General features: G+C 71.0%; 19 protein-coding genes. 6 read left to right on the top strand and 13 right to left on the bottom strand.

Annotated features, from left to right (window positions below):
- Nucleotides 1-120: 120 nt before the first annotated feature.
- Genes ACZ619_RS24575 through ACZ619_RS24565 form a run of 3 tightly spaced genes read left to right on the top strand, consistent with a single transcriptional unit; the run spans nt 121 to nt 3,676 of the window.
- The gene (locus ACZ619_RS24575) at nt 121-645 is read left to right on the top strand and encodes a PadR family transcriptional regulator (protein ID WP_469602700.1); all 525 of its coding nucleotides are present in this window, start codon (nt 121-123) and stop codon (nt 643-645) included.
- Entirely contained in the window at nt 642-1,331 is a 690-nt protein-coding gene (locus ACZ619_RS24570) for an ABC transporter ATP-binding protein (RefSeq protein WP_469602697.1), read from the top strand. The genes ACZ619_RS24575 and ACZ619_RS24570 overlap by 4 nt, the downstream gene beginning before the upstream one ends.
- Nucleotides 1,328-3,676, top strand: a complete 2,349-nt coding sequence (locus tag ACZ619_RS24565; protein WP_469602694.1) for an FtsX-like permease family protein — start codon at nt 1,328-1,330, stop codon at nt 3,674-3,676. Before ACZ619_RS24570 ends, ACZ619_RS24565 begins: the two co-directional genes overlap by 4 nt.
- A 68-nt stretch (nt 3,677-3,744) precedes the next feature.
- On the opposite strand, the gene ACZ619_RS24560 is transcribed toward ACZ619_RS24565, so the two are convergent.
- From ACZ619_RS24560 to ACZ619_RS24545, 4 genes are all read right to left on the bottom strand, one after another.
- Nucleotides 3,745-4,173: a hypothetical protein gene (locus tag ACZ619_RS24560; RefSeq protein WP_469602692.1), complete on the bottom strand. Its 429-nt coding sequence runs from the start codon at nt 4,171-4,173 to the stop codon at nt 3,745-3,747.
- Nucleotides 4,174-4,177: 4 nt separating this feature from the next.
- Nucleotides 4,178-4,564 carry a roadblock/LC7 domain-containing protein gene (locus ACZ619_RS24555; RefSeq protein ID WP_469602690.1) on the bottom strand — a complete coding sequence of 129 codons (387 nt, stop codon included), beginning with the start codon at nt 4,562-4,564 and terminating at the stop codon, nt 4,178-4,180.
- A gap of 60 nt (nt 4,565-4,624) precedes the next feature.
- Nucleotides 4,625-5,539, bottom strand: a complete 915-nt coding sequence (locus ACZ619_RS24550; protein ID WP_469602688.1) for a MarR family transcriptional regulator — start codon at nt 5,537-5,539, stop codon at nt 4,625-4,627.
- A gap of 187 nt (nt 5,540-5,726) precedes the next feature.
- On the bottom strand, nt 5,727-6,755 hold the full coding sequence (locus ACZ619_RS24545) for a LysR substrate-binding domain-containing protein (RefSeq protein WP_469602859.1): 1,029 nt from the start codon (nt 6,753-6,755) through the stop codon (nt 5,727-5,729).
- 154 nt (nt 6,756-6,909) lie between these two features.
- Between ACZ619_RS24545 and ACZ619_RS24540 the strand changes: the two genes are divergently transcribed.
- Complete coding sequence (locus ACZ619_RS24540; protein WP_469602686.1) at nt 6,910-7,461, top strand: peroxiredoxin; 552 nt, start codon at nt 6,910-6,912, stop codon at nt 7,459-7,461.
- A gap of 4 nt (nt 7,462-7,465) precedes the next feature.
- Nucleotides 7,466-7,999: an alkyl hydroperoxide reductase gene (locus ACZ619_RS24535; protein WP_469602856.1), complete on the top strand. Its 534-nt coding sequence runs from the start codon at nt 7,466-7,468 to the stop codon at nt 7,997-7,999.
- Between the two features lie 30 nt (nt 8,000-8,029).
- Here the strand turns inward: ACZ619_RS24535 and ACZ619_RS24530 are convergent, their stop codons facing one another.
- From ACZ619_RS24530 to ACZ619_RS24510, 5 genes are all read right to left on the bottom strand, one after another.
- Nucleotides 8,030-9,478, bottom strand: a complete 1,449-nt coding sequence (locus ACZ619_RS24530) for an AI-2E family transporter (RefSeq protein ID WP_469602684.1) — start codon at nt 9,476-9,478, stop codon at nt 8,030-8,032.
- A 133-nt stretch (nt 9,479-9,611) separates the two neighbouring features.
- Nucleotides 9,612-10,307, bottom strand: a complete 696-nt coding sequence (locus ACZ619_RS24525; protein WP_469602682.1) for an aggregation-promoting factor C-terminal-like domain-containing protein — start codon at nt 10,305-10,307, stop codon at nt 9,612-9,614.
- A gap of 429 nt (nt 10,308-10,736) precedes the next feature.
- Complete coding sequence (locus ACZ619_RS24520) at nt 10,737-12,062, bottom strand: PhoH family protein (protein WP_469602680.1); 1,326 nt, start codon at nt 12,060-12,062, stop codon at nt 10,737-10,739.
- Between the two features lie 443 nt (nt 12,063-12,505).
- Nucleotides 12,506-13,279, bottom strand: a complete 774-nt coding sequence (locus ACZ619_RS24515; protein WP_469602678.1) for an isoprenyl transferase — start codon at nt 13,277-13,279, stop codon at nt 12,506-12,508.
- A gap of 1,078 nt (nt 13,280-14,357) precedes the next feature.
- Nucleotides 14,358-15,143, bottom strand: a complete 786-nt coding sequence (locus ACZ619_RS24510) for a class I SAM-dependent methyltransferase (protein ID WP_469602675.1) — start codon at nt 15,141-15,143, stop codon at nt 14,358-14,360.
- A 52-nt stretch (nt 15,144-15,195) separates the two neighbouring features.
- Between ACZ619_RS24510 and ACZ619_RS24505 the strand changes: the two genes are divergently transcribed.
- Entirely contained in the window at nt 15,196-15,708 is a 513-nt protein-coding gene (locus tag ACZ619_RS24505; protein WP_469602672.1) for a DinB family protein, read from the top strand.
- Here ACZ619_RS24505 and ACZ619_RS24500 read toward each other — a convergent pair.
- The 4 genes from ACZ619_RS24500 to ACZ619_RS24485 are packed head-to-tail and all read right to left on the bottom strand — an operon-like array spanning nt 15,692 to nt 18,439.
- Nucleotides 15,692-16,156, bottom strand: coding sequence for a GNAT family N-acetyltransferase (locus tag ACZ619_RS24500; RefSeq protein ID WP_469602669.1), 465 nt, complete (start codon nt 16,154-16,156; stop codon nt 15,692-15,694). The two genes, ACZ619_RS24505 and ACZ619_RS24500, sit on opposite strands and share 17 nt — an antisense overlap.
- 55 nt (nt 16,157-16,211) lie before the next feature.
- Nucleotides 16,212-17,090 (bottom strand): LLM class flavin-dependent oxidoreductase, encoded by an 879-nt coding sequence (locus tag ACZ619_RS24495; protein ID WP_469602666.1) that lies wholly within the window; start codon nt 17,088-17,090, stop codon nt 16,212-16,214.
- A 22-nt stretch (nt 17,091-17,112) separates the two neighbouring features.
- Nucleotides 17,113-17,832, bottom strand: a complete 720-nt coding sequence (locus ACZ619_RS24490; protein WP_469602663.1) for a hypothetical protein — start codon at nt 17,830-17,832, stop codon at nt 17,113-17,115.
- Entirely contained in the window at nt 17,825-18,439 is a 615-nt protein-coding gene (locus ACZ619_RS24485) for a hypothetical protein (protein WP_469602659.1), read from the bottom strand. Before ACZ619_RS24485 ends, ACZ619_RS24490 begins: the two co-directional genes overlap by 8 nt.
- Nucleotides 18,440-18,459: the final 20 nt, after the last annotated feature.

Below are 18,459 nucleotides of genomic sequence, written 5' to 3'. Positions count from 1 at the left end.
GACGCCGCGCTGTCGCACAACCGTGACAATCGGCTCCGACGTGCGGGTTCGCACGGTCCGCCGGGGACTGCACACCGCATGTATACACACCGCGTATACACCGTGTGTAGAGTCCTCTCCATGTCCATCGGTCACACACTCCTGGGACTCCTGGAGTCCGGCCCGCGCCACGGTTACGACCTCAAGCGGGCCTTCGACGAGAAGTTCGGTCACGACCGGCCGCTGCACTACGGCCAGGTCTACTCGACGATGTCCCGGCTGCTGAAGAACGGCCTGGTCGAGGTCGACGGCATCGAGGCCGGCGGCGGCCCCGAGCGGAAGCGGTACGCCATCACCGACGCCGGGGTCACCGACGTCGAACGGTGGCTCGCGACGCCGGAGAAGCCGGCCGAGTACCTCCAGTCCACCCTGTACACCAAGGTCGTGCTCGCGCTGCTGACGCACCGGGACGCCGGCGACATCCTCGACGCCCAGCGCTCCGAACACCTGCGCAGCATGCGGATCCTGACGGACCGCAAGCGGCACGGGGACCTCGCGGACCAGCTCGTCTGCGACCACGCGCTCTTCCACCTGGAGGCCGACCTGCGCTGGCTGGAGCTGACCGCGGCCCGGCTCGACCGGCTCCGGGCGGAGGTGGCCGGATGAGCGCCCCCGCCGGTTCGCTGCTCGCCGCCGAGGAACTCCGCAAGGCCTACGGCCCGACCGTCGCCCTCGACGGCGCCGAGTTCTCGATCCACCCCGGCGAGGTCGTCGCCGTGATGGGCCCCTCCGGCTCGGGCAAGTCGACCCTGCTGCACTGCCTCGCCGGGATCGTGCCGCCCGACTCCGGGTCGATCACCTACGCGGGGCGGGAGATGGCCACCATGAACGACGCCGAACGCAGTGCCCTGCGCCGCTCCGAGTTCGGGTTCGTCTTCCAGTTCGGGCAGTTGGTGCCGGAGCTGACCTGCGTGGAGAACGTGGCGCTCCCGCTGCGGCTGAACGGCACCTCCCGCAAGGAGGCCGAGAAGACCGCGCTGGGCTGGATGCAGCGCCTGGAGGTCGACGACCTCGCCCGGAAGCGGCCCGGCGAGGTCTCCGGCGGGCAGGGCCAGCGCGTCGCGGTGGCTCGGTCGCTGGTGACCTCGCCGCGGGTGCTGTTCGCGGACGAGCCGACCGGCGCGCTGGACTCGCTCAACGGCGAGCGGGTGATGGAGCTGCTGACGGACGCCGCCCGCTCCACCAACGCGGCCGTCGTGCTGGTCACCCACGAGGCCCGGGTGGCCGCCTACTCCGACCGGGAGATCGTCGTACGGGACGGCAGGTCCCGGGACATGGAGCGGACCGTATGAGCCGCGGCCGGCGCTGGGCCGGTGATCTGGCCATGGGGGCCCGGTTCGCCTTCACCGGCGGGCGCGAGGGCTGGATCCGGGCGCTGCTGACCGGCGTCGGCGTCGGACTCGGCGTGGCACTGCTGCTGCTCACGGCGGCGGTCCCCACCATCCTGGACACCCGGCACGCCCGGGAGGAGGCCCGCCAGGACTACTCGTTCTCCTCCACGGGGATCAAGGCGGCCGACGACACACTGGTCATCGGGCGCGCCGACACCACCTGGCACTCCCTGGACGTGCGCGGCCGGCTGGTCCAGCCGGACGGCGCCCGGGCACCGCTGCCGCCGGGCCTCGGCAGGTTCCCGGCCGAGGGCGAGGTGTACGTCTCCCCCGCACTGGCCGACCTGCTGAAGTCGTCCGGCACCGGGCTGCTCCGCGCCCGCCTGCCCGGGAAGATCGTCGGGACCGTCGGGGACGCCGGGCTCATCGGCCCGCGCGAACTCGTCTGGTTCGCCGGCTCCACGCATCTGACCGAGCGGATCGGCACCGGCAACGTCGACCGGATCGACCACTTCGGCGCCACCTCCGGCCAGGAGTCGGAACCGCTGGACCCGATCCTGCTGCTGCTCGTGCTGATGGTGTTCATGGTGCTGCTCACCCCGGTCGCCATCTTCGTGGCCACCGCCGTCCGGTTCGGCGGCGAGCAGCGCGACCGACGGCTCGCGGCGCTGCGGCTGGTGGGCTGCGACGGCGGGATGGCCCGGCGGATCGCGGCCGGCGAGGCCCTCGCGGGCTCCCTGCTGGGTCTGGTGTTCGGCGTCGGCTTCTTCCTGGCCGGGGCCCAGCTCGCCGGCACCGTCGAACTGTTCGGCATCAGTGTCTTCCCCGGCTTCCTGACCCCCTCGCCCGTCCTGGCGCTCCTGGTGGCGCTCGCGGTCCCGGCGACGGCCGTGCTGGTCACGCTGTTCTCGCTGCGCCGGGTCGTCATCGAACCGCTCGGCGTGGTGCGCAAGGCAGGACCCGGGCGGCGCCGGCTGTGGTGGCGGCTGCTGCTGCCGCTGCTCGGCCTGCTGATGCTCGTCCCGATGGCCGGACAGGGCGACAGCGACGGGAACTTCAACCCCTACCTGGTCTCCGGCGGTGTCCTCGCCCTGCTCGTCGGCATCACCGCGCTGCTGCCCTGGGTGGTGGAGTCGGCCGTACGGCGCCTGGGCGGCGGGGCGCTCTCCTGGCAACTGGCGGTCCGCAGGCTCCAGCTGAGCAGCGGTACGGCGGCCCGGATGGTGAACGGCATCGCGGTGGCGGTGGCCGGGGCCATCGCGCTGCAGATGCTGTTCGCCGGGGTCGAGGCGAACTACACCAGGTCCACCGGGAAGGACCCGGCCCGGGTCCAGCTCCAGGTCGACCTCCAGTACGGCGCGACCCCGGACACCGCCGCCCGTACCCTCCGCGGGACCCCGGGCGTACGGCAGGCCGTGGCGCTGTCGATGACCTCGGTGGCGGCCCGGCGCACCGACCCCGAGGAGACCGTGCAGATCGTCGTCGGCGACTGCGCGGCCCTGCGCGAGGTGGTCAGGGTGGAGTCGTGCCGGGACGGGGACGTCTTCCGCTCCGACGCCGCGGACGGCGACGACGGCATCGGCGAGCTGGCGAAGCCCGGCCGGACGATCTGGGTCGACCCGTCCTACTCCGACAGCTCGAAGGGCGCCGAGGCCCCCTTGACGCTGCCGGCCGAGATCGGCCGGGCCCAGGTCCGCAAGAACGCGCTGACCACGGTCCTGGCCGACGTGACCGGCCTGCTGCTCACCCCGGCCGCGCTGCCGGCCGAGGCCCGTCCGCATCTGCAGGGCAGTGTCTACGTCCGGACGGACCCGGACCGCGCGGACGCCGCCGAGCAGGTGCGCACCGCGGCCGCCGCGATCGACCCGCTCTCCGACGTGTGGGCGTGGCAGTCGACCGAGCGCTCCGACCAGTACGACGCCATCCGCACCGGCCTGTTCGTGGGTGCCGCCGCCGTCCTGGCGCTCATCGGCGCGAGCCTGCTGGTCTCCCAGCTGGAGCAGCTGCGGGAGCGCAGGAAGCTGCTGTCGTCGCTGGTCGCCTTCGGCACCCGGCGCCGTACCCTCACCCTGTCCGTGCTGTGGCAGGCGGCGATCCCGATCGCGCTGGGGCTGCTGCTCGCGACGGCGGTCGGGCTGACGCTCGGCGGGGTGCTGCTGAAGATGACGGCCGTGCCGCTGCGGGTGGACTGGGCGAGCGTGGCCTCGATGACGGGCATCGGGGCGGCCGTGGTCGTGGCCGTGACCGTGCTCAGCCTGCCGGCGCTGCTGCGCCTGATGCGCCCGGACGGCCTGCGCACCGAGTGACGCCGGACGGCCCCGCCGCACGGTGGCCGGTCCCCTCCCGGTGCGGGAGGGGACCGGCCACCGTGCGGTCACAGGCTGTGCTCCCGCACCACCCTGCGGGCCTGGGCGAGCAGCATGCCGACGTTCACCGACTTGCGGCAGACGATCACGGCCACCACGTCCTGCTGCTCGTTCATGCGGATGAACAGGTGGGTGAGGTTGTCGCTGTTGACCAGGATCTCCCGGAAGAAGTGGTTGTCGCCGGTGATGCCGCGGCGCTCCTTGAAGACGTCCTCGATCATCACGACCGTGCGCCCCTGGAACAGGTCCAGGGTCGCGCCCGCCAGCAGGTCCAGGACCTCGGGCGGGTGGTTGTCGATGGTCTCGTACGAGAGCAGCATCCCGGTGGACATGTCCACCACACCGGACGCGACGCACTCAGGCGCCTCGTTGCGCAGTGACTTGACCAGACTCATCACCTGGTCGGAGAACCCCGTGGCCATACGCTTCGTCGCCATCCCTTCACACTCCCTCTGGTGCCTTCTCGGTGAGGATCGCGCCGATGCGGTCGAGGGCCGGATGGGTCGCCCGGTGCAGATGCTCCAGGTCCATCCCCTCGTCGCCGAGCACGACCATCAGGGCGGTGTCGCCGACCGCGTAGAACGCGACGCAGCCGTGGCTGCCGTACGTCACCGTCTGCCGCAGCACACCGCGTGCGGTGGCCTCGGCGGTGCGGCGCGCGAGGCCGAGGCCGGCGGCCGCGAGGGCCGCGAGGCCCTCCGGGTCGATGGAATCGGCGGTGTCGGCGGCTATCAGCATTCCGTCGGCGGCCGCCAGGGCCGTGTCGGTGATTCCGGTGACCCGTTCGCGCAGCCCGCGCATTTCCTGCGCCAGGGCTTCATGATTCATGTGCTCAACTCCCTGATTCCTGACTGAATTCGACCGCTACGGCAATCGACGCGCCTTTTCTCATTTCGCAGTTCCGTGCCGCAGCCGGAAGAACCCCTTCCAGCTCGTCCCGCTCCTGGGCGGGCCGAGGGCTTCGGTGATGCCGCTGGCACCGGGCTCGCGGCGCGGCAGTTCGGTGGGGACGGGGACCGGCTCCAGAGGCCGGGGCGGGGGCGGCGGGGGCGGTTCCCGGTGCCGTACGACGGCGGTCTCGACCGGCATCAGGACCGGGACGCCGACGGCCGGGGCCGCGCACTCCAGGAGTCCCTCGCCGAGCATGCGGGCGACCTCCACGGTGACCGTGTAGACCCCGCGGCCGGTACGGAAGGCGAGGTCGCGGGCGGTACGGCGGCCGTCGGCATGGCCGAGCAGCTCCTGTTGCAGCGGGGTGAGCGGGCGGTCGGCCCCGGCGGCGGGCAGCGGGCGCTCCCGGTCGGGGCGCACGGGGTGGGGCAGCGCGGCCAGGGCGGCCAGCTTGCGGTTCGCCTCCTGGAGCAGCCGGGCGGGTGCCTCGCCGACGGCGACCGGGGCGTGCGGCTCGGTGTCGAGCACGGCCTCGCAGCCGTCCACCCGGCCGGCGACGATGGCGAAGGCCGCGTCCTGGAGCGCCATCACGCACACCACCCGGAGCTGGGCCGCTCCCGCGTAGCCGCGGGCGATCAGACCGGCGACCGGCCAGCGCGCCCCGCCGGACTCCCGCACCAGCTCGGCCCACTGCTCGCCGTCGATGCGGTCGGAGCGCAGCAGCAGCGCCTCGGGTCCCGGGGAGCCGGGGCTGTCGGCCGCGACCACCAGTCCGCCGCGCAGATGGAAGGCGCCGCCCGGGCTGCCCGGCACCCGCAGTTCGCCGCTGAACCCCTCGCGCCCGCACGCGATCAGGGCGTGCGCGAGCCGGCCGTAACCGGCCCTGCCGAGGGGATCCCGATCGTCCGACATCGCCCCCCTTGGCGTTTTCGGCATTTCGCACAGACGCCTGACGCGTCGCACCGAGGAGGTATGTGTATCAGTTCGATGGCATATTTCAGCGGGGGATTTCCCACCTGTCCCCGGCTGACGGAAGTTGGATTCTTCGGCCGTTCACATCGCTTTGTTCGACACTCATTTGATCGAACGGCGGACAGACTCAGGCATCCGTGCCGAGGACCCGCACCGGCAGCGGCCGCAGCGCCTCGCGCAGCGCTCCCGCCAGCTCCCGGTACTCGGCGCCGCGCGCCGCCCCGGCGCGCATCGCGAGGGCGATCCGGCGGCTCGGCGCGGGCCGGGCGAAGGAGCCGGTGCGCAGTTCGTCGCTGCGGCCGGTCTCGACCTTGACGGCGGTGTGCGGCAGCAGCGTGCAGCCCAGCCCGCCGGCGACGAGCTGGACGAGGGTGGCCAGCCCGGCGGCCGTCGCGGTCACCGGCGCGCCCTCCCGTCGCCCACCACCGCCCTCGACCGAGGGGCTCCGCCCCACCCCTTTGAAATCACGTCCGGCCTCCCGGCAGATGTCCAGGGCCTGGTCGCGCAGGCAGTGCCCCTCGTCCAAAAGCAGCAGGTTCAGCTCCTTGAGCGCGTCGCGCGGGATGCCGGTGCGGCCGCCGAGCGGATGGCCGAGCGGGGTGACCAGCACGAAGTCCTCGTCGAACAGCGGGAGTTCGACGACCCCGGGGATGCCGAGCGGCACCGCGAGCAGCAGCAGGTCGAGACGGCCGGCGGTCAGCCCGTCGACCAGGCTGGCGGTCTGCTCCTCGTGCACCTGGAGGTCGAGGTCCGGGTAGCGGCCGTGGACCAGCCGCAGCACGGTCGGCAGCAGATACGGCGCGACGGTCGGGATCACCCCGAGCCGCAGCGCCCCGGTGAACGGCGCCCGCACCGCCTCGGCCTCCGCGAGCAGCGCCTGCACCTCGTCCAGGACCGCCTTCGCCCGGACGGCGAGACGCTCCCCGGCCGGGGACAGCAGCACCTTGCGGGTCGTCCGTTCGAGCAGGGTGACGCCGAGCGTCTCCTCCAGGGCCGAGACCGCGCCGGACAGCGCGGGCTGGCTCATGCCTATCGCGGCCGCCGCGTCCCGGAAGTGGAGGTGCTCGGCGACCGCGCAGAAGGCGCGCAACTGGGCGATGCTGGGCTGGCGCCGCTTGCCGCCGCCCCCGGCACCCGCCGCCAGGCCGTTCCCCATGGGACTACTCACAGCCACTGATAGCCACCTCCGATCAACACGACCGAGTGTAGCTATTTCAGGAATCAATGCACCTTGTGCCACGATCGGGAGCGTCCAACCCATCGGAGACGACCCCGCGACCCGGGGTCTCTCCGCGCTGCAAGGAGAGCGTGTGCTCACTGTCGGTGACAAGTTCCCCGAGTTCGAACTGACCGCCTGCGTCTCGCTGGAGAAGGGCCGGGAGTTCGAGACGATCACCCACAAGACCTACCAGGGTTGGAAGGTGGTCTTCGCGTGGCCCAAGGACTTCACCTTCGTGTGCCCCACCGAGATCGCCGCGTTCGGCAAGCTGAACGAGGAGTTCGCCGACCGCGACGCGCAGATCCTCGGCTTCTCCGGTGACTCCGAGTTCGTCCACCACGCCTGGCGCAAGGACCACGACGACCTGCGCGAGCTGCCGTTCCCGATGATGGCCGACTCCCGGCACGAGCTGATGCGCGACCTGGGCATCGAGGGCGAGGACGGCTTCGCCAAGCGCGCGGTGTTCATCGTGGACCAGAACAACGAGATCCAGTTCTCCATGGTGACCGCCGGTTCGGTCGGCCGTAACCCCAAGGAGGTCCTGCGGGTCCTCGACGCGCTCCAGACGGACGAGCTCTGCCCGTGCAACTGGACCAAGGGCGAGGACACCCTGGACCCGGTCGCGCTGCTGGCGGGTGAGTGACCCCGTGTCCCTCGACTCGCTCAAGTCCGCCGTACCGGACTACGCCAAGGACCTGAAGCTCAACCTGGGTTCGGTCATCGGCAACTCCGAACTGCCGGCCCAGCAGCTGTGGGGCACGGTGCTGGCGACCGCCATCGCCTCCCGCTCCCCGATCGTGCTGCGCGAGCTGGCGCCGGAGGCCGAGGCGAACCTGTCGCCCGAGGCCTACCGGGCGGCGAAGTCCGCGGCCGCGGTGATGGCGATGAACAACGTCTTCTACCGCACCCGCCACCTGCTCTCCGACCACGAGTACGGCACCCTGCGCGCCGGCCTGCGGATGAACGTCATCGGCAACCCCGGTGTAGACAAGGTCGACTTCGAGCTGTGGTCGTTCGCGGTGTCCGCGATCAACGGCTGCGGGATGTGCCTGGACTCCCACGAGCAGGTGCTGCGCAAGGCGGGCGTCGGCCGTGAGGTGATCCAGGAGGCGTTCAAGATCGCCGCGGTCGTCGAGGCGGTCGGTGTCACGCTGGACGCGGAAGCGGTCCTGGGCGGCTGACCCGCCCGAAGCGCCCGAGGGCCTCGCTCACTACTCCCTGTGGGCGAGGCCTTCCGCGTCCCTCGGCGCGCTCTCGCCCGGTCCGGCCCCGTCCCCGGGGACCCGGTCCGCGAGGTCCCGGTCCCCGGCCGCTCCGTCCTCGGGTGCCGGGTGGGCCGGCCCGGGTGGTTCCTCGTCCGCGTACCGTTCGTTCGAGTACTGGTGCAGATAGCTGATCACCGTGTTGGTCACCGCCACCAGCGGTACGGCGACCACCGCGCCGCCGATGCCCGCGACCAGGCCGCCGGCCGCGACCGAGAGGACCACGGCGAGCGGGTGGACGCGGACCGCGCGGCCGAGGATGAACGGCTGGAGGACGTGGCCCTCGATCTGCTGGACCGCGAGGACCACGACCAGGGTCATGACCGCCGTGAACACGCCCTGGGTCACCAGCGCGACCACCACCGCGAGGGCGCCGGAGGCGACCGCGCCGACCAGCGGGATGAACGAGAACAGGAAGATGAAGACGGCGAGCGGGACGGCCATCGGGACGTCCAGGAAGTAGATGCCCAGGCCGATGAAGATGGCGTCGATGAGGGCGACGAGGACGGTGCCCCGGACGTAGGCCGTGAGGGTGCGCCAGGCGCGCGGGCCGGCGCCGGCCATGCCGTCGCGGGCGGCGGAGGGGATGAGCTTCAGCAGCCACTGCCAGATGCGCTCACCGTCGTACAGCAGGAAGAGCGTCGAGAAGAAGACCAGGAGCAGGCCGGTCAGGGCCTCGACGACGACCTGGACGCCCTCCAGGCCGAAGGAGGTGATCTGGTCGGTGTTGGCGCCGATCGCCTCGCGGAGGTTCTTGGCGATCTGGTTGATCTGCTTGTCGGTGACGTGGAACGGGCTCTTCAGCAGCCAGTTGCGCAGATCGTCGATGCCGCTCTGGATCTGGTCGGAGAGGGTGTCGATGTTCTCCATGACCTGCCAGGTCACGAACCAGCCCATCAGGCCGATCACCACGAACCCGGAGATCGCGGTGAGCGCGGTGGCCGGTCCGCGCGGCATACCGCGGCGGCGCATCCAGGCGACCGTGGGCTGGAGCAGCGCGGTGACCAGCAGCGCTATCACGAAGGAGAAGACGACCAGTTGGACGGAGCTGATGACCCGCATCAGCACCCAGACCGTGCCCGCCAGCACCAGCAGCCGCCAGCCGGCCTCGGCGGCGACCCGCACCGCCCAGGGGACGGCCGCGACGGGGTCGGGGCGCGGGGCACGCCGTGCGTGGGGCACGGTGGCCCGGGGCGCGGAGCCGGCCGGGCCGGTGGAACCGGCCGGGGGGACCGAGCCGTTCGCGGGGGCCGAGAGGGCGGCCGTCACCGGTACCCGGCGCGGCGGTTCCGGGACGGAGTGCTCCTTCTCCACCTCGGCCCGGCGCTCGTCCAACCGCTCGCCCATCTCGGTCAGTCCGGCACCGATCCGGCCGAGCCACTCCGGCACTCTCGACATGATCCGCCCTCTGCTCCTCACCACTCGCCCCTGGAGTCGTCCGTTCCGACCGTACAGGGCGACAGCCCCTCCCCCTAGGACGGGGAGGGGCTGTCGAAGGTTGAGAGAACCCTTGGGTCAATGCACCCGTGGGCTAGTACCAGTGATTCGCCTGCCAGAAGGTCCAGGCCTCGCACGGGCTGCCGTAGCGGGAGTTCATGTAGCTCAGGCCCCACTTGATCTGCGTGGCCGGGTTGGTCTGCCAGTCGGAGCCGGCGGACGACATCTTGGAGCCGGGCAGCGCCTGGAAGAGACCGTAGGCACCGGAGGAAGCGTTGACGGCCTGGTAGTTCCAGCTGGACTCGTGGTCCACGATGTTGCTGAAGCACTGGTACTGGCCGCTGGCCACCATCTGCTGCGCCATCGCCTGGATCTGCGCCACGGTGTACGAGCTCTGGACCGCGAAGCTGGACGCGGAGGCCGTGGCGGTGCTGGCCGCGGCCTTCTTCGCCGCGGCGGCTTCCTTGGCCTCCTTGGCCGCCTTCTCGGCCGCGGCCTTCTTGGCGGTCGCGGTCTTGGCGGCTGCCACGCGGGCGGCCTGCTCGGCGTCCTTCTTGGCGGAGGCGTCCGCCTGGATGGCCACGGCGTCGGCCTGCTGCGTCAGGGACGCGGTCTGCACCTGGGCCTGCTGACCCGCGGGGATGTCCGCGAGGAGCGTGGTGTCGGTTGCCGTCGCCTCAGCATCGTTGGGCTGTGCGACGCTGCCCGAGGCAACACCGACGACGCTTCCGACAGCGGTGACCGCGGTGGCCGATGCCACTGCGAATCCCCGGACCGAGATCCGGCTCACACGGTTTCCTTCCAGCATCGCCCGCTTCGGTGACCCTGGCGGACGCAATCGTGCCCCCTGACGCTGGTCTCCGCACTGCATGGGTCACGGGAGACACGGGCCCGGTGGGCAACCTCCCGGAGGGAGGCGCCGCGTGGTGCTCGGGCGGCATACGACGTCGCTGTGGAATTAGCTGTGACTCTTCTGTGTTTCCGTACCGCTGGGGGTACAGGTGTGTCGTATGCGGGGCCTGACAGGAATGAGACTCTGCCGTACCCCGACGCCGGGTGGCAATTCCGAGTTGCGTGTGAAAGCTCACATCCCGTTTCTCCCAGGGGATTTCAGGAAACCCCCACGCGCGAAGACGCCGCCCGGCTAGGCTCGGGGCCTTTGCCGGACGGCGCCAACGGATGGGTAATCAACCCAAGTTGGACACAGGGATCAGATGGATCAGATGTGCCCGTCCTCCAGCATTTCGGTCACCAGTGCGGCGATCTGGGACCTCTCGGACCGGGTGAGGGTGACATGCGCGAAGAGCGGGTGTCCCTTCAGCTTCTCCACGACGGCGACCACACCGTCGTATCGACCGACCCTCAGATTGTCCCGCTGCGCCACGTCGTGGGTCAGCACCACCCGCGAGTTGGCGCCGATCCGGGACAGGACGGTCAGCAGGACGTTCCGCTCCAGCGACTGGGCCTCGTCCACGATCACGAACGCGTCGTGGAGGGAGCGGCCGCGGATATGGGTGAGCGGCAGGACCTCCAGCATGCCGCGGGCGGTGACCTCCTCGATGACCTCGCGGCTGGTGACCGCCGAGAGGGTGTCGAAGACCGCCTGCGCCCAGGGGCTCATCTTCTCCGCCTCGGAGCCCGGCAGGTAGCCGAGTTCCTGGCCGCCGACCGCGTACAGCGGACGGAAGACCATCACCTTCTGGTGCTGACGGCGTTCCAGGACCGCCTCCAGGCCCGCGCAGAGCGCCAGCGCCGACTTGCCGGTGCCGGCCCGGCCGCCCATCGAGACGATGCCGACGTCCGGGTCGAGGAGCAGGTCGAGCGCGATCCGCTGCTCGGCGCTGCGGCCCTTGATGCCGAAGGCCTCACGGTCGCCGCGCACCACCCGGATGCTGCCCTCCGGCGTCACCCGGCCGAGCGCCTTGCCGCGCTCCGACTGGATGGTCAGACCGGTGTGCACCGGGAGGTCGGCGGCCTCCGGGGCGTACACGTGGCCCTCCTCGAAGAGGATGTCCACCTGTTCGCCGGGCAGGGTCAGTTCGGACATCCCGGTCCAGCCGGAGGAGTCCGTGATGGCGAGTTCGGCACGGTACTCCTCGGCGAGGAGACCGACCGACGACGCCTTGATCCTGAGCGGCAGATCCTTCGATACGACGGTGACGTCGTACCCCTCGGCCTGCAGGTTCCGGGCCACCGCGAGGATGCGGGAGTCGTTGTCCCCCAGGCGGTAGCCGCTCGGCAGGACGCTGGGGTCCGAGTGATTGAGCTCGACACGGATCGTGCCGCCCAGATCGCCGATCGGGATGGGGGCGTCGAGGCGACCGTGCCGGACCCGGTAGTCGTCGAGCAGGCGCAGCGCCTGCCGGGCGAAGTAACCGAGTTCGGGATGGTGCCTTTTGGCCTCCAGTTCCGTGACCACGACGATGGGGAGCACGACCTCGTGCTCCTCGAAGCGGGTCATGGCGTTCGGGTCGGCCAGCAGGACGCTGGTGTCGAGAACATAGGTGCGCCGGTCGGACTTGCGGCGCGTTGTGCTGGTCACCACGGAAGGACGTACCCCCTCGGATGAGGTCGGGGAGCGACGAAGGAGAGCTGGGCCGGGAGGGTGGGAGAAATCCCGACCGGTCGACGGCCACCCCGCACGGGCCGAAAACCGGCCCCCCGCTGCTTCTTCCGTGCCGTGACCGCACGGTCGGGCTGGTGCAAAGGGCCTCCCGGGCGGACGGCCCCGAGCCGCCCGCTGAGATCCGATGCCCGTGGTTCGGGCATCGACCTGCTTGGCTTATGCCCTCGAACATGCGCCGCCATGCCACGGTCCGCGACGACGGGAAGGTGAACTCCGTGTTACCCGCGCCCCGAAACGGGTGATTCGCACCTCATGGGCGCGATGGGGCACCGCGGGGTCATCCAGCGTAACCGTGGGGTTATCCAGCGTGGTCGCCGCGGAGAGCGGCGTATGCCGTGTTGACGACCGTCGTCGCGTTCTCGTCACCCGCCGTAGCGGCGATGCCGGGCGGCATAGTCACGCAGGGCGCGCAGGAAGTCGACCTTGCGGAAAGCGGGCCAGAAGACCTCGCAGAAGTAGTACTCGGAGTGCGCGGTCTGCCAGAGCATGAATCCGGACAGCCGTTGCTCGCCACTGGTGCGGATCACGAGGTCCGGGTCGGGCTGGTCGCCGGTGTAGAGGTGACGGCCGATCATGTCGACGTCCACGGAGTCGGCGAGGTCCTCCATGGAGACGCCCTTGTCGTTGGCGTCCTGGATCATCGAGCGGACGGCGTCGGCGATCTCCTGGCGGCCGCCGTAGCCGATGGCGACATTGACCAGTATTCCGTCGACATGCGCGGTGGCCTCCTCGGCCTCCTTCAGCGCGGTCCGCATCTGACCGGGCAGCAGGTCGGGGGTGCCGACGTGGTGGACGCGCCAGCGGCCGTCGGCGGCGAGGGTGCGGACGACATCCTCGATGATGCCGAGAAGGGGGACCAGTTCCTCCGGCGGGCGGTTGAAGTTGTCCGTCGACAGCAGCCAGAGGGTGACGACCTCGACATCCGTCTCGGTGCACCAGCCGAGGAACTCCTCGATCTTCTCGGCGCCGGCCCGGTGACCGTCGACGGGGGTGGAGCCGGCGGCCTTCGCCCAGCGTCGGCTGCCGTCCACGATGACACCGATGTGCTTCGGCACCTGAGCGTGGTCCAGGTGGCCTTCCACCCGGCGTGCGTACAGCCTGACGAGCAGGCCGCGCAGCTTGTCGCGCAGGTTCACTTGAGTCCGCCCCTCGTGATTCGGATGCGGGAGTCCGCGGCATTCGGATGCGGGAGTCCGCGCGGGCATTCGGATGCGGGAGTCCGCGCGCCGAAGCCTACCCCTCCGGGGGTTTGGCCGTTCGAGGCCCTGGGGCGGGAGCGGTTGCGGTGGTCGCGCCGTCGCGGGCCGGTCGCGGCCGGCCGCGCAGTTCCCCGCGCCCCTGGAGGTGCGCAGCGCCCAGGTCGCCCGGAAGCGGGGGTGGGCGGGGACGGGCGGGGGACAGACGGGGGGCGGGCGGGGGACGGGCGGGGACAAAAAAACGGGCCGGTCCGTGGGGGGGAGACGGACCGGCCCGAGGGGGGGTTTCCACCATAACCCTTCGTAAGTGATGCTGCGTGCATCGGCGTGCCACAACTACTCTCCGGAGTCGTCCGGCGACGCCACGATGGGCCTGGAGCGCTGGATTCAGGGGTCCCGGATGGCCGATTCACAGCGGAATCCCAGGAAATCCGGGCCCGTACGGGGAGATCAAGAGGGTTTGGGCCGTCCTGGGGACGCGTCGGCGAGTCGTCCGCCCGTCCCCCCGACGGGCGACCCCGGCCGCGAACGGCGGCTTGACGGGCACCGCCCCGGTGTCGCGGCACCGCGCAGCCCCCTCCACCGCGCGGTGCCGCCCGCGCAGTTTTGCTGACGCGAATTACCTTGGTCTGAACTTACGTGAGGGCGCGCGAGCGTGCGAGGCGCGAGCGGTAACGATGCGGGAACGCCAGAGGGAGGAGAGGTGGACGGAGGTGCGAAGCGTTCACTTATGCGTATATCCGGACCCTAGGTGGCAAGTTGACCTGTTTGGGTCAATGCGTCAGGAGACGCCCGGCGGTGATACCTCGGCGCTTCCCGGAGCGGAAGGAACCACCAGGGTCCCGACCGGCGGTTCCTGGCCATTCTCGGGCGCCTGGCATTCCAAGGTCACCGAGGACAGCCGCCGCCTCGCCCTCTCCGGGCACCTCTCCGGGCCTCTACAGGCCTCTACAGGCCTCTACAGGCCTCTACAGGCCTCTACAGGCCTCTACAGGCCTCTACAGGCCTCTACAGGCCTCTACAGGCTCCTGCGGGCGTCGAAAAGGTGCCGGGAGCTGTGCGCCACGAAGGGGCCCTCGGCCGTGATCTGCCGGTGCAGGGACCGGAGTCGGGGCTCGTACTCCTCGACCGTGAAGCCGGGCACCATCCACACGACCTTCCGCAGGAAGTGCACGACGGCGGCGATGTCGTGGAACTCCATCCGCAGCCGCTCGGCCCTCAGAGCGACGACCTCGAGACCGGCCGCCTCCGCCGTCGCGCGCTCGTCGTCCGGGTGCCGGCCGCGGCGGGAGGCCGCCGGCAGCGGGCCGAGGAAGTACTCGACGAGTTCGAAGACGCTGGCGGGCCCCACGTGCTGGGCGAAGTAGGTGCCGCCGGGGCGCAGCACGCGGGCGATCTCGGCCCAGTCGGCCCGCACCGGGTGCCGGCTGAGCACGAGGTCGAAGCTCCCGTCGGCGAACGGCAGCGGGGCGCCCTCGGGCGAGGCGACGACCACCACGCCCCGGGCACCGAGCAGGGAGCCGGCCTTGGTGAGGTTCGGCGGCCAGCCCTCGGTGGCGGCCAGCAGCCTCGGCCGGTCCGGGGCGGCCGTGGCGAGGGCGAGGTCGAACACCTCGCCGCCGCCGGTCTGGATGTCGAGCGCCGCACCGGCGCGGGCCAGGCGTCCGCCGGCGGCCCGGGCGTAGCCCCAGGAGGGGCGCGCCTCGGTGGCCCGGCCCTCGAACCAGGAGAAGTCCCAGCCGTCGGTCGGCACGGCGGCGCCCTCGGCGACGAGTTCCTCGAAGGTGCGCCGCTGCTCTGCCATGTCCCGGATCATCGCAGCCGGTTGTCGGTGCCGGCTGATATTTTCACCCGCCATGAAGACGGACGAGACGTACACCGCCGGCGAGAAGGACATCCTGCGCGCGAGCCTGGACCGGCACCGGGACGCGGTGCTGTGGAAGCTGGAGGGCCTCGACGACGAACAGCTGCGCCGCCCCATGACCCCGTCGGGGACGAACCTGCTCGGGCTGGTGAAGCACCTGGCCTCGGTGGAGTACGGCTGGTTCGTGGAGACCTTCGGGGGCGAGGTCGAGCCGCTCTGGTTCGACCCGTACAGCGACGAGGACCTGTCGGCCGCGCCCGGCGAGACGACCCGGCAGATCGTCGACTTCTACGGCCGTGCGCGCGCCGCCGCCGACGCGGTGATCGCCGCGCTGCCGCTGGACACGCCGGGCCGGCCGGACTGGCGGGAGCACGAGGTCTCCCTGCGCTGGGTCCTGGTGCACATGGTCGAGGAGACGGCGCGGCACGCCGGCCACATGGACATCGTGCGCGAACTGATCGACGGGGCGACGGGCGATCACCCGCGCGTCACGGACCCGGCCTGAGCACGAGGAGGACGTACCCCTCGTCCACCTGGTGCTCCGGTCCGGCCGGGACGAACCCGCTCTTCTCCAGGAGCCGTACGGAGGCGGTGTTCGCGGCGAAGGGGTCGGCGTACAGCGGCCGTACGGTCTCCTCCCGGAGGAAGAGGGCGAGGGCGCGGGTGCCGACGCCCCGCGCCCAGTAGGCGCGCCCCAGCCAGTACCCGGTGAACCGGCGCTTCCCGTCCCACCAGGAGACGACGTTCCCGGCGACCTCGCCGTCCGCGAGGACGGTGCGGGTCAGGCAGTCCGGATCGCCGAGCACGGTCTGCCTCCAGTGCCGCAGGAAGGCCTCCCGCGGCCGGGGCGTGAACCTCGACCGCCGGACGGCTTCCGGGTCGTGCTCGTAGGCGAGGAAGATCTCGAGGTCGTCGTCCAGTACGGGCCGCAGCCGAACGTCTTCGGTCGTCATGTCCGCGAGTGTGGCACCCGCCACCGACAACGCCCTTGCGCACCGCGGCCGTCCGCTACGGCACCAGGGGCCGGACCTCCTGCGCGGCGAACCGCACGAACCCCTCGGGATCGGGCTCGTCCCCGGTGGGCTGGAGGACCACGCTGTCGGCACCGGCCTCCGTGAGCCGCCGCACGGCCTTGGCGACGGTGTCCGCGTCGCCGGCGACACCGAGGCCGGGGACGGACTCCAGTCCCTCGGCGACGAGTTCGGCCCGGAGCCGGGAGGCGGCGTCGGGTCCGGTGGCGGTGAGCAGATAGGCGACGACGTGGTGCCGCCCGTCCCGGTCGCGCCCCGCGGCCGCCCGCCCCTCCTCGATGAGCCGGCGGGCCCGGCGAACGCCGTCGGGCGGGGTGGCGGCGGTGAGCACGGTGCCGTCGGCGGCCTCGCCGGTGAGGCGGAGGGTGCGGGGTCCCTCGGCACCGGCGAAGACGTCGACGGGCCGGTCCGGCGGCCAGTCGAGGGCGACGTCGTCGAGCCGGACGTACCGGCCGTCGACGGTGAGCCGCTCCCCGCGCAACAGTGCGCGCAGGGCGTCGAGATGCTCGCGCAGCAGGGTCAGCGGGGACTCGGGGCGGGCCCCGACCTGCGCCATCCAGTCCTGCACGCCGTGCCCGACGCCGAGGATCGCGCGCCCCGGGAACATCCGGTGCAGCGCTGCGGCCTCCATGGCGGTGATGGCGACGTTGCGCAGCGGGACGGGCAGCAGACCGACGCCGACCCGCACGCGCTCACTCCAGGCGAGCGCGGCGGCGGCCGTGGAGATCCCGCCCTCCCTGAAACAGTCCTCCCACAGCCACAGCTCCTCCAGCCCCGCCTCGTCGGCGACCCGGACCACGCCACGCAGCCGCTCAGGAGCCAACTGCGGCCGAAACACAGCACCCAGTGCAGTCATACCCCCGTCCTACCCACCCCTCCTACCCCCTCAACAACTCCGCTCCCCCACCCACCAACGGATCCTCAAAACAGACACTGCGCGCGATCCCCCGCAGAATCGCCCGATACTCCCCGCCCCGACACACAGCACTCGTACCCAACGACAGAAGCACAAGACCGACTCCGTCGGGATGCGGGAGATATCCATGGATTTGGAGCAGGGGTTGCCGGGGCAGGCCGGATTGCGCGGTCGGGGTGAGAACGGTCTCGCTGAACGAAGCAGGACCGCACGGGAACTCGACGTACTCGATGTCGGAGTGGCTCTGGTCGTGGAGTGCCGCGCGGGCCGCGGTGACTCCTCTGGGCGCCCAGGACGTGTCCACCCACGTCACGCTGAACAGTGAGAGCAGAGCACGCCCCTCGCCCTTGTCCGTGTCGTCCTTGTGCAGGCCCAGGGCGCAGTGGGCCACGCCTTCCACCCGCAGCGAGGAGAACATCTTCCTGGTGGCGGTCAAGCTCTCGACGAACTTCTCACGCGTCGCGTCGTCCGGCGCGGATCTCAGGAGCGGTTCCAATGCCTCCAGGAATGCGTCCGGTTCCGGAGCGCTCTGTGGCGGCTGAAGGACATCGAGCGGCACGGGCGTGAATCCGGGAGGCATGGCGAACCAGATGCCGTCTCCCGGTTCGCCGACGCTCGGATGCACGACCAACTCGGCCGGGACGGATGTCATGTCGTATGGCCTGTTGTCCTCGCTAGGCATGTGCTCGAGACGCGGTGTCGAGATTTGCGGCACCGGCACGACGGGCACGTTCGATGTCCCTGCTGTCCGCTCCCCAGGTCGCGGACTCGACACGGCGGTCGAAGACCTGGCGCTGGTAGAGCATGTGAAGCCGCCGGGGTGCCGCGCCGCCGTGAGTGGACGCCGCGACGACGGCCAGGAAGCGCGGGTCGCCCGCGAACCAGAGTGGCTCGATCTGGGCTCTGCGTCGCGGCTTGGTACGAGGCCCGTCCAGGCGCTTCAACCACCAGTAGGAACGATGGTGCTTGATGAACACCAACGGGATCGTCCCGCCGGTGCCGGACGGATCCGGAAGTTCGAACCACATCCCGTCCTCGTGGGCGTCCGGGTGTCTGCCAAGGCCACTGGGCACCGCTTCGAGCAGCTGCCAGGGGTACTCCCGCAGAACGCGCCTCATCCGGAGGGCCCACGGAAAGTAGGTCAGCTGGATGAAGAACCGGTACAGGGAGTACAGGATGAAGGGAAGGAAGAAGAGGACGAATACCGGTGCCGTGTAGACAACCAGCACGTAGAACAATCCGGGGTAAGCGGCAGTCCACCCGATCTGCCCCAGAACGTTCATCGTCATGTGTCTCGTCCAAGCGGAAC

The sequence above is a fragment of the Streptomyces sp. NPDC104367 genome (assembly GCF_055583825.1).
Note: the sequence above shows the minus strand (reverse complement) of the source record. Positions and strands in the feature narration are given on the sequence as shown.

Coding starts and splice junctions, on each gene's coding strand:
- ACZ619_RS24575 (WP_469602700.1), top strand. CDS start 121: ATGTCCATCGGTCACACACTCCTGGGACTCCTGGAGTCCGGCCCGCGC.
- ACZ619_RS24570 (WP_469602697.1), top strand. CDS start 642: ATGAGCGCCCCCGCCGGTTCGCTGCTCGCCGCCGAGGAACTCCGCAAG.
- ACZ619_RS24565 (WP_469602694.1), top strand. CDS start 1,328: ATGAGCCGCGGCCGGCGCTGGGCCGGTGATCTGGCCATGGGGGCCCGG.
- ACZ619_RS24560 (WP_469602692.1), bottom strand. CDS start 4,173: ATGGCGACGAAGCGTATGGCCACGGGGTTCTCCGACCAGGTGATGAGT.
- ACZ619_RS24555 (WP_469602690.1), bottom strand. CDS start 4,564: ATGAATCATGAAGCCCTGGCGCAGGAAATGCGCGGGCTGCGCGAACGG.
- ACZ619_RS24550 (WP_469602688.1), bottom strand. CDS start 5,539: ATGTCGGACGATCGGGATCCCCTCGGCAGGGCCGGTTACGGCCGGCTC.
- ACZ619_RS24545 (WP_469602859.1), bottom strand. CDS start 6,755: ATGGGGAACGGCCTGGCGGCGGGTGCCGGGGGCGGCGGCAAGCGGCGC.
- ACZ619_RS24530 (WP_469602684.1), bottom strand. CDS start 9,478: ATGTCGAGAGTGCCGGAGTGGCTCGGCCGGATCGGTGCCGGACTGACC.
- ACZ619_RS24510 (WP_469602675.1), bottom strand. CDS start 15,143: ATGGCAGAGCAGCGGCGCACCTTCGAGGAACTCGTCGCCGAGGGCGCC.
- ACZ619_RS24505 (WP_469602672.1), top strand. CDS start 15,196: ATGAAGACGGACGAGACGTACACCGCCGGCGAGAAGGACATCCTGCGC.
- ACZ619_RS24500 (WP_469602669.1), bottom strand. CDS start 16,156: ATGACGACCGAAGACGTTCGGCTGCGGCCCGTACTGGACGACGACCTC.
- ACZ619_RS24495 (WP_469602666.1), bottom strand. CDS start 17,090: ATGACTGCACTGGGTGCTGTGTTTCGGCCGCAGTTGGCTCCTGAGCGG.
- ACZ619_RS24490 (WP_469602663.1), bottom strand. CDS start 17,832: ATGCCTAGCGAGGACAACAGGCCATACGACATGACATCCGTCCCGGCC.
- ACZ619_RS24485 (WP_469602659.1), bottom strand. CDS start 18,439: ATGACGATGAACGTTCTGGGGCAGATCGGGTGGACTGCCGCTTACCCC.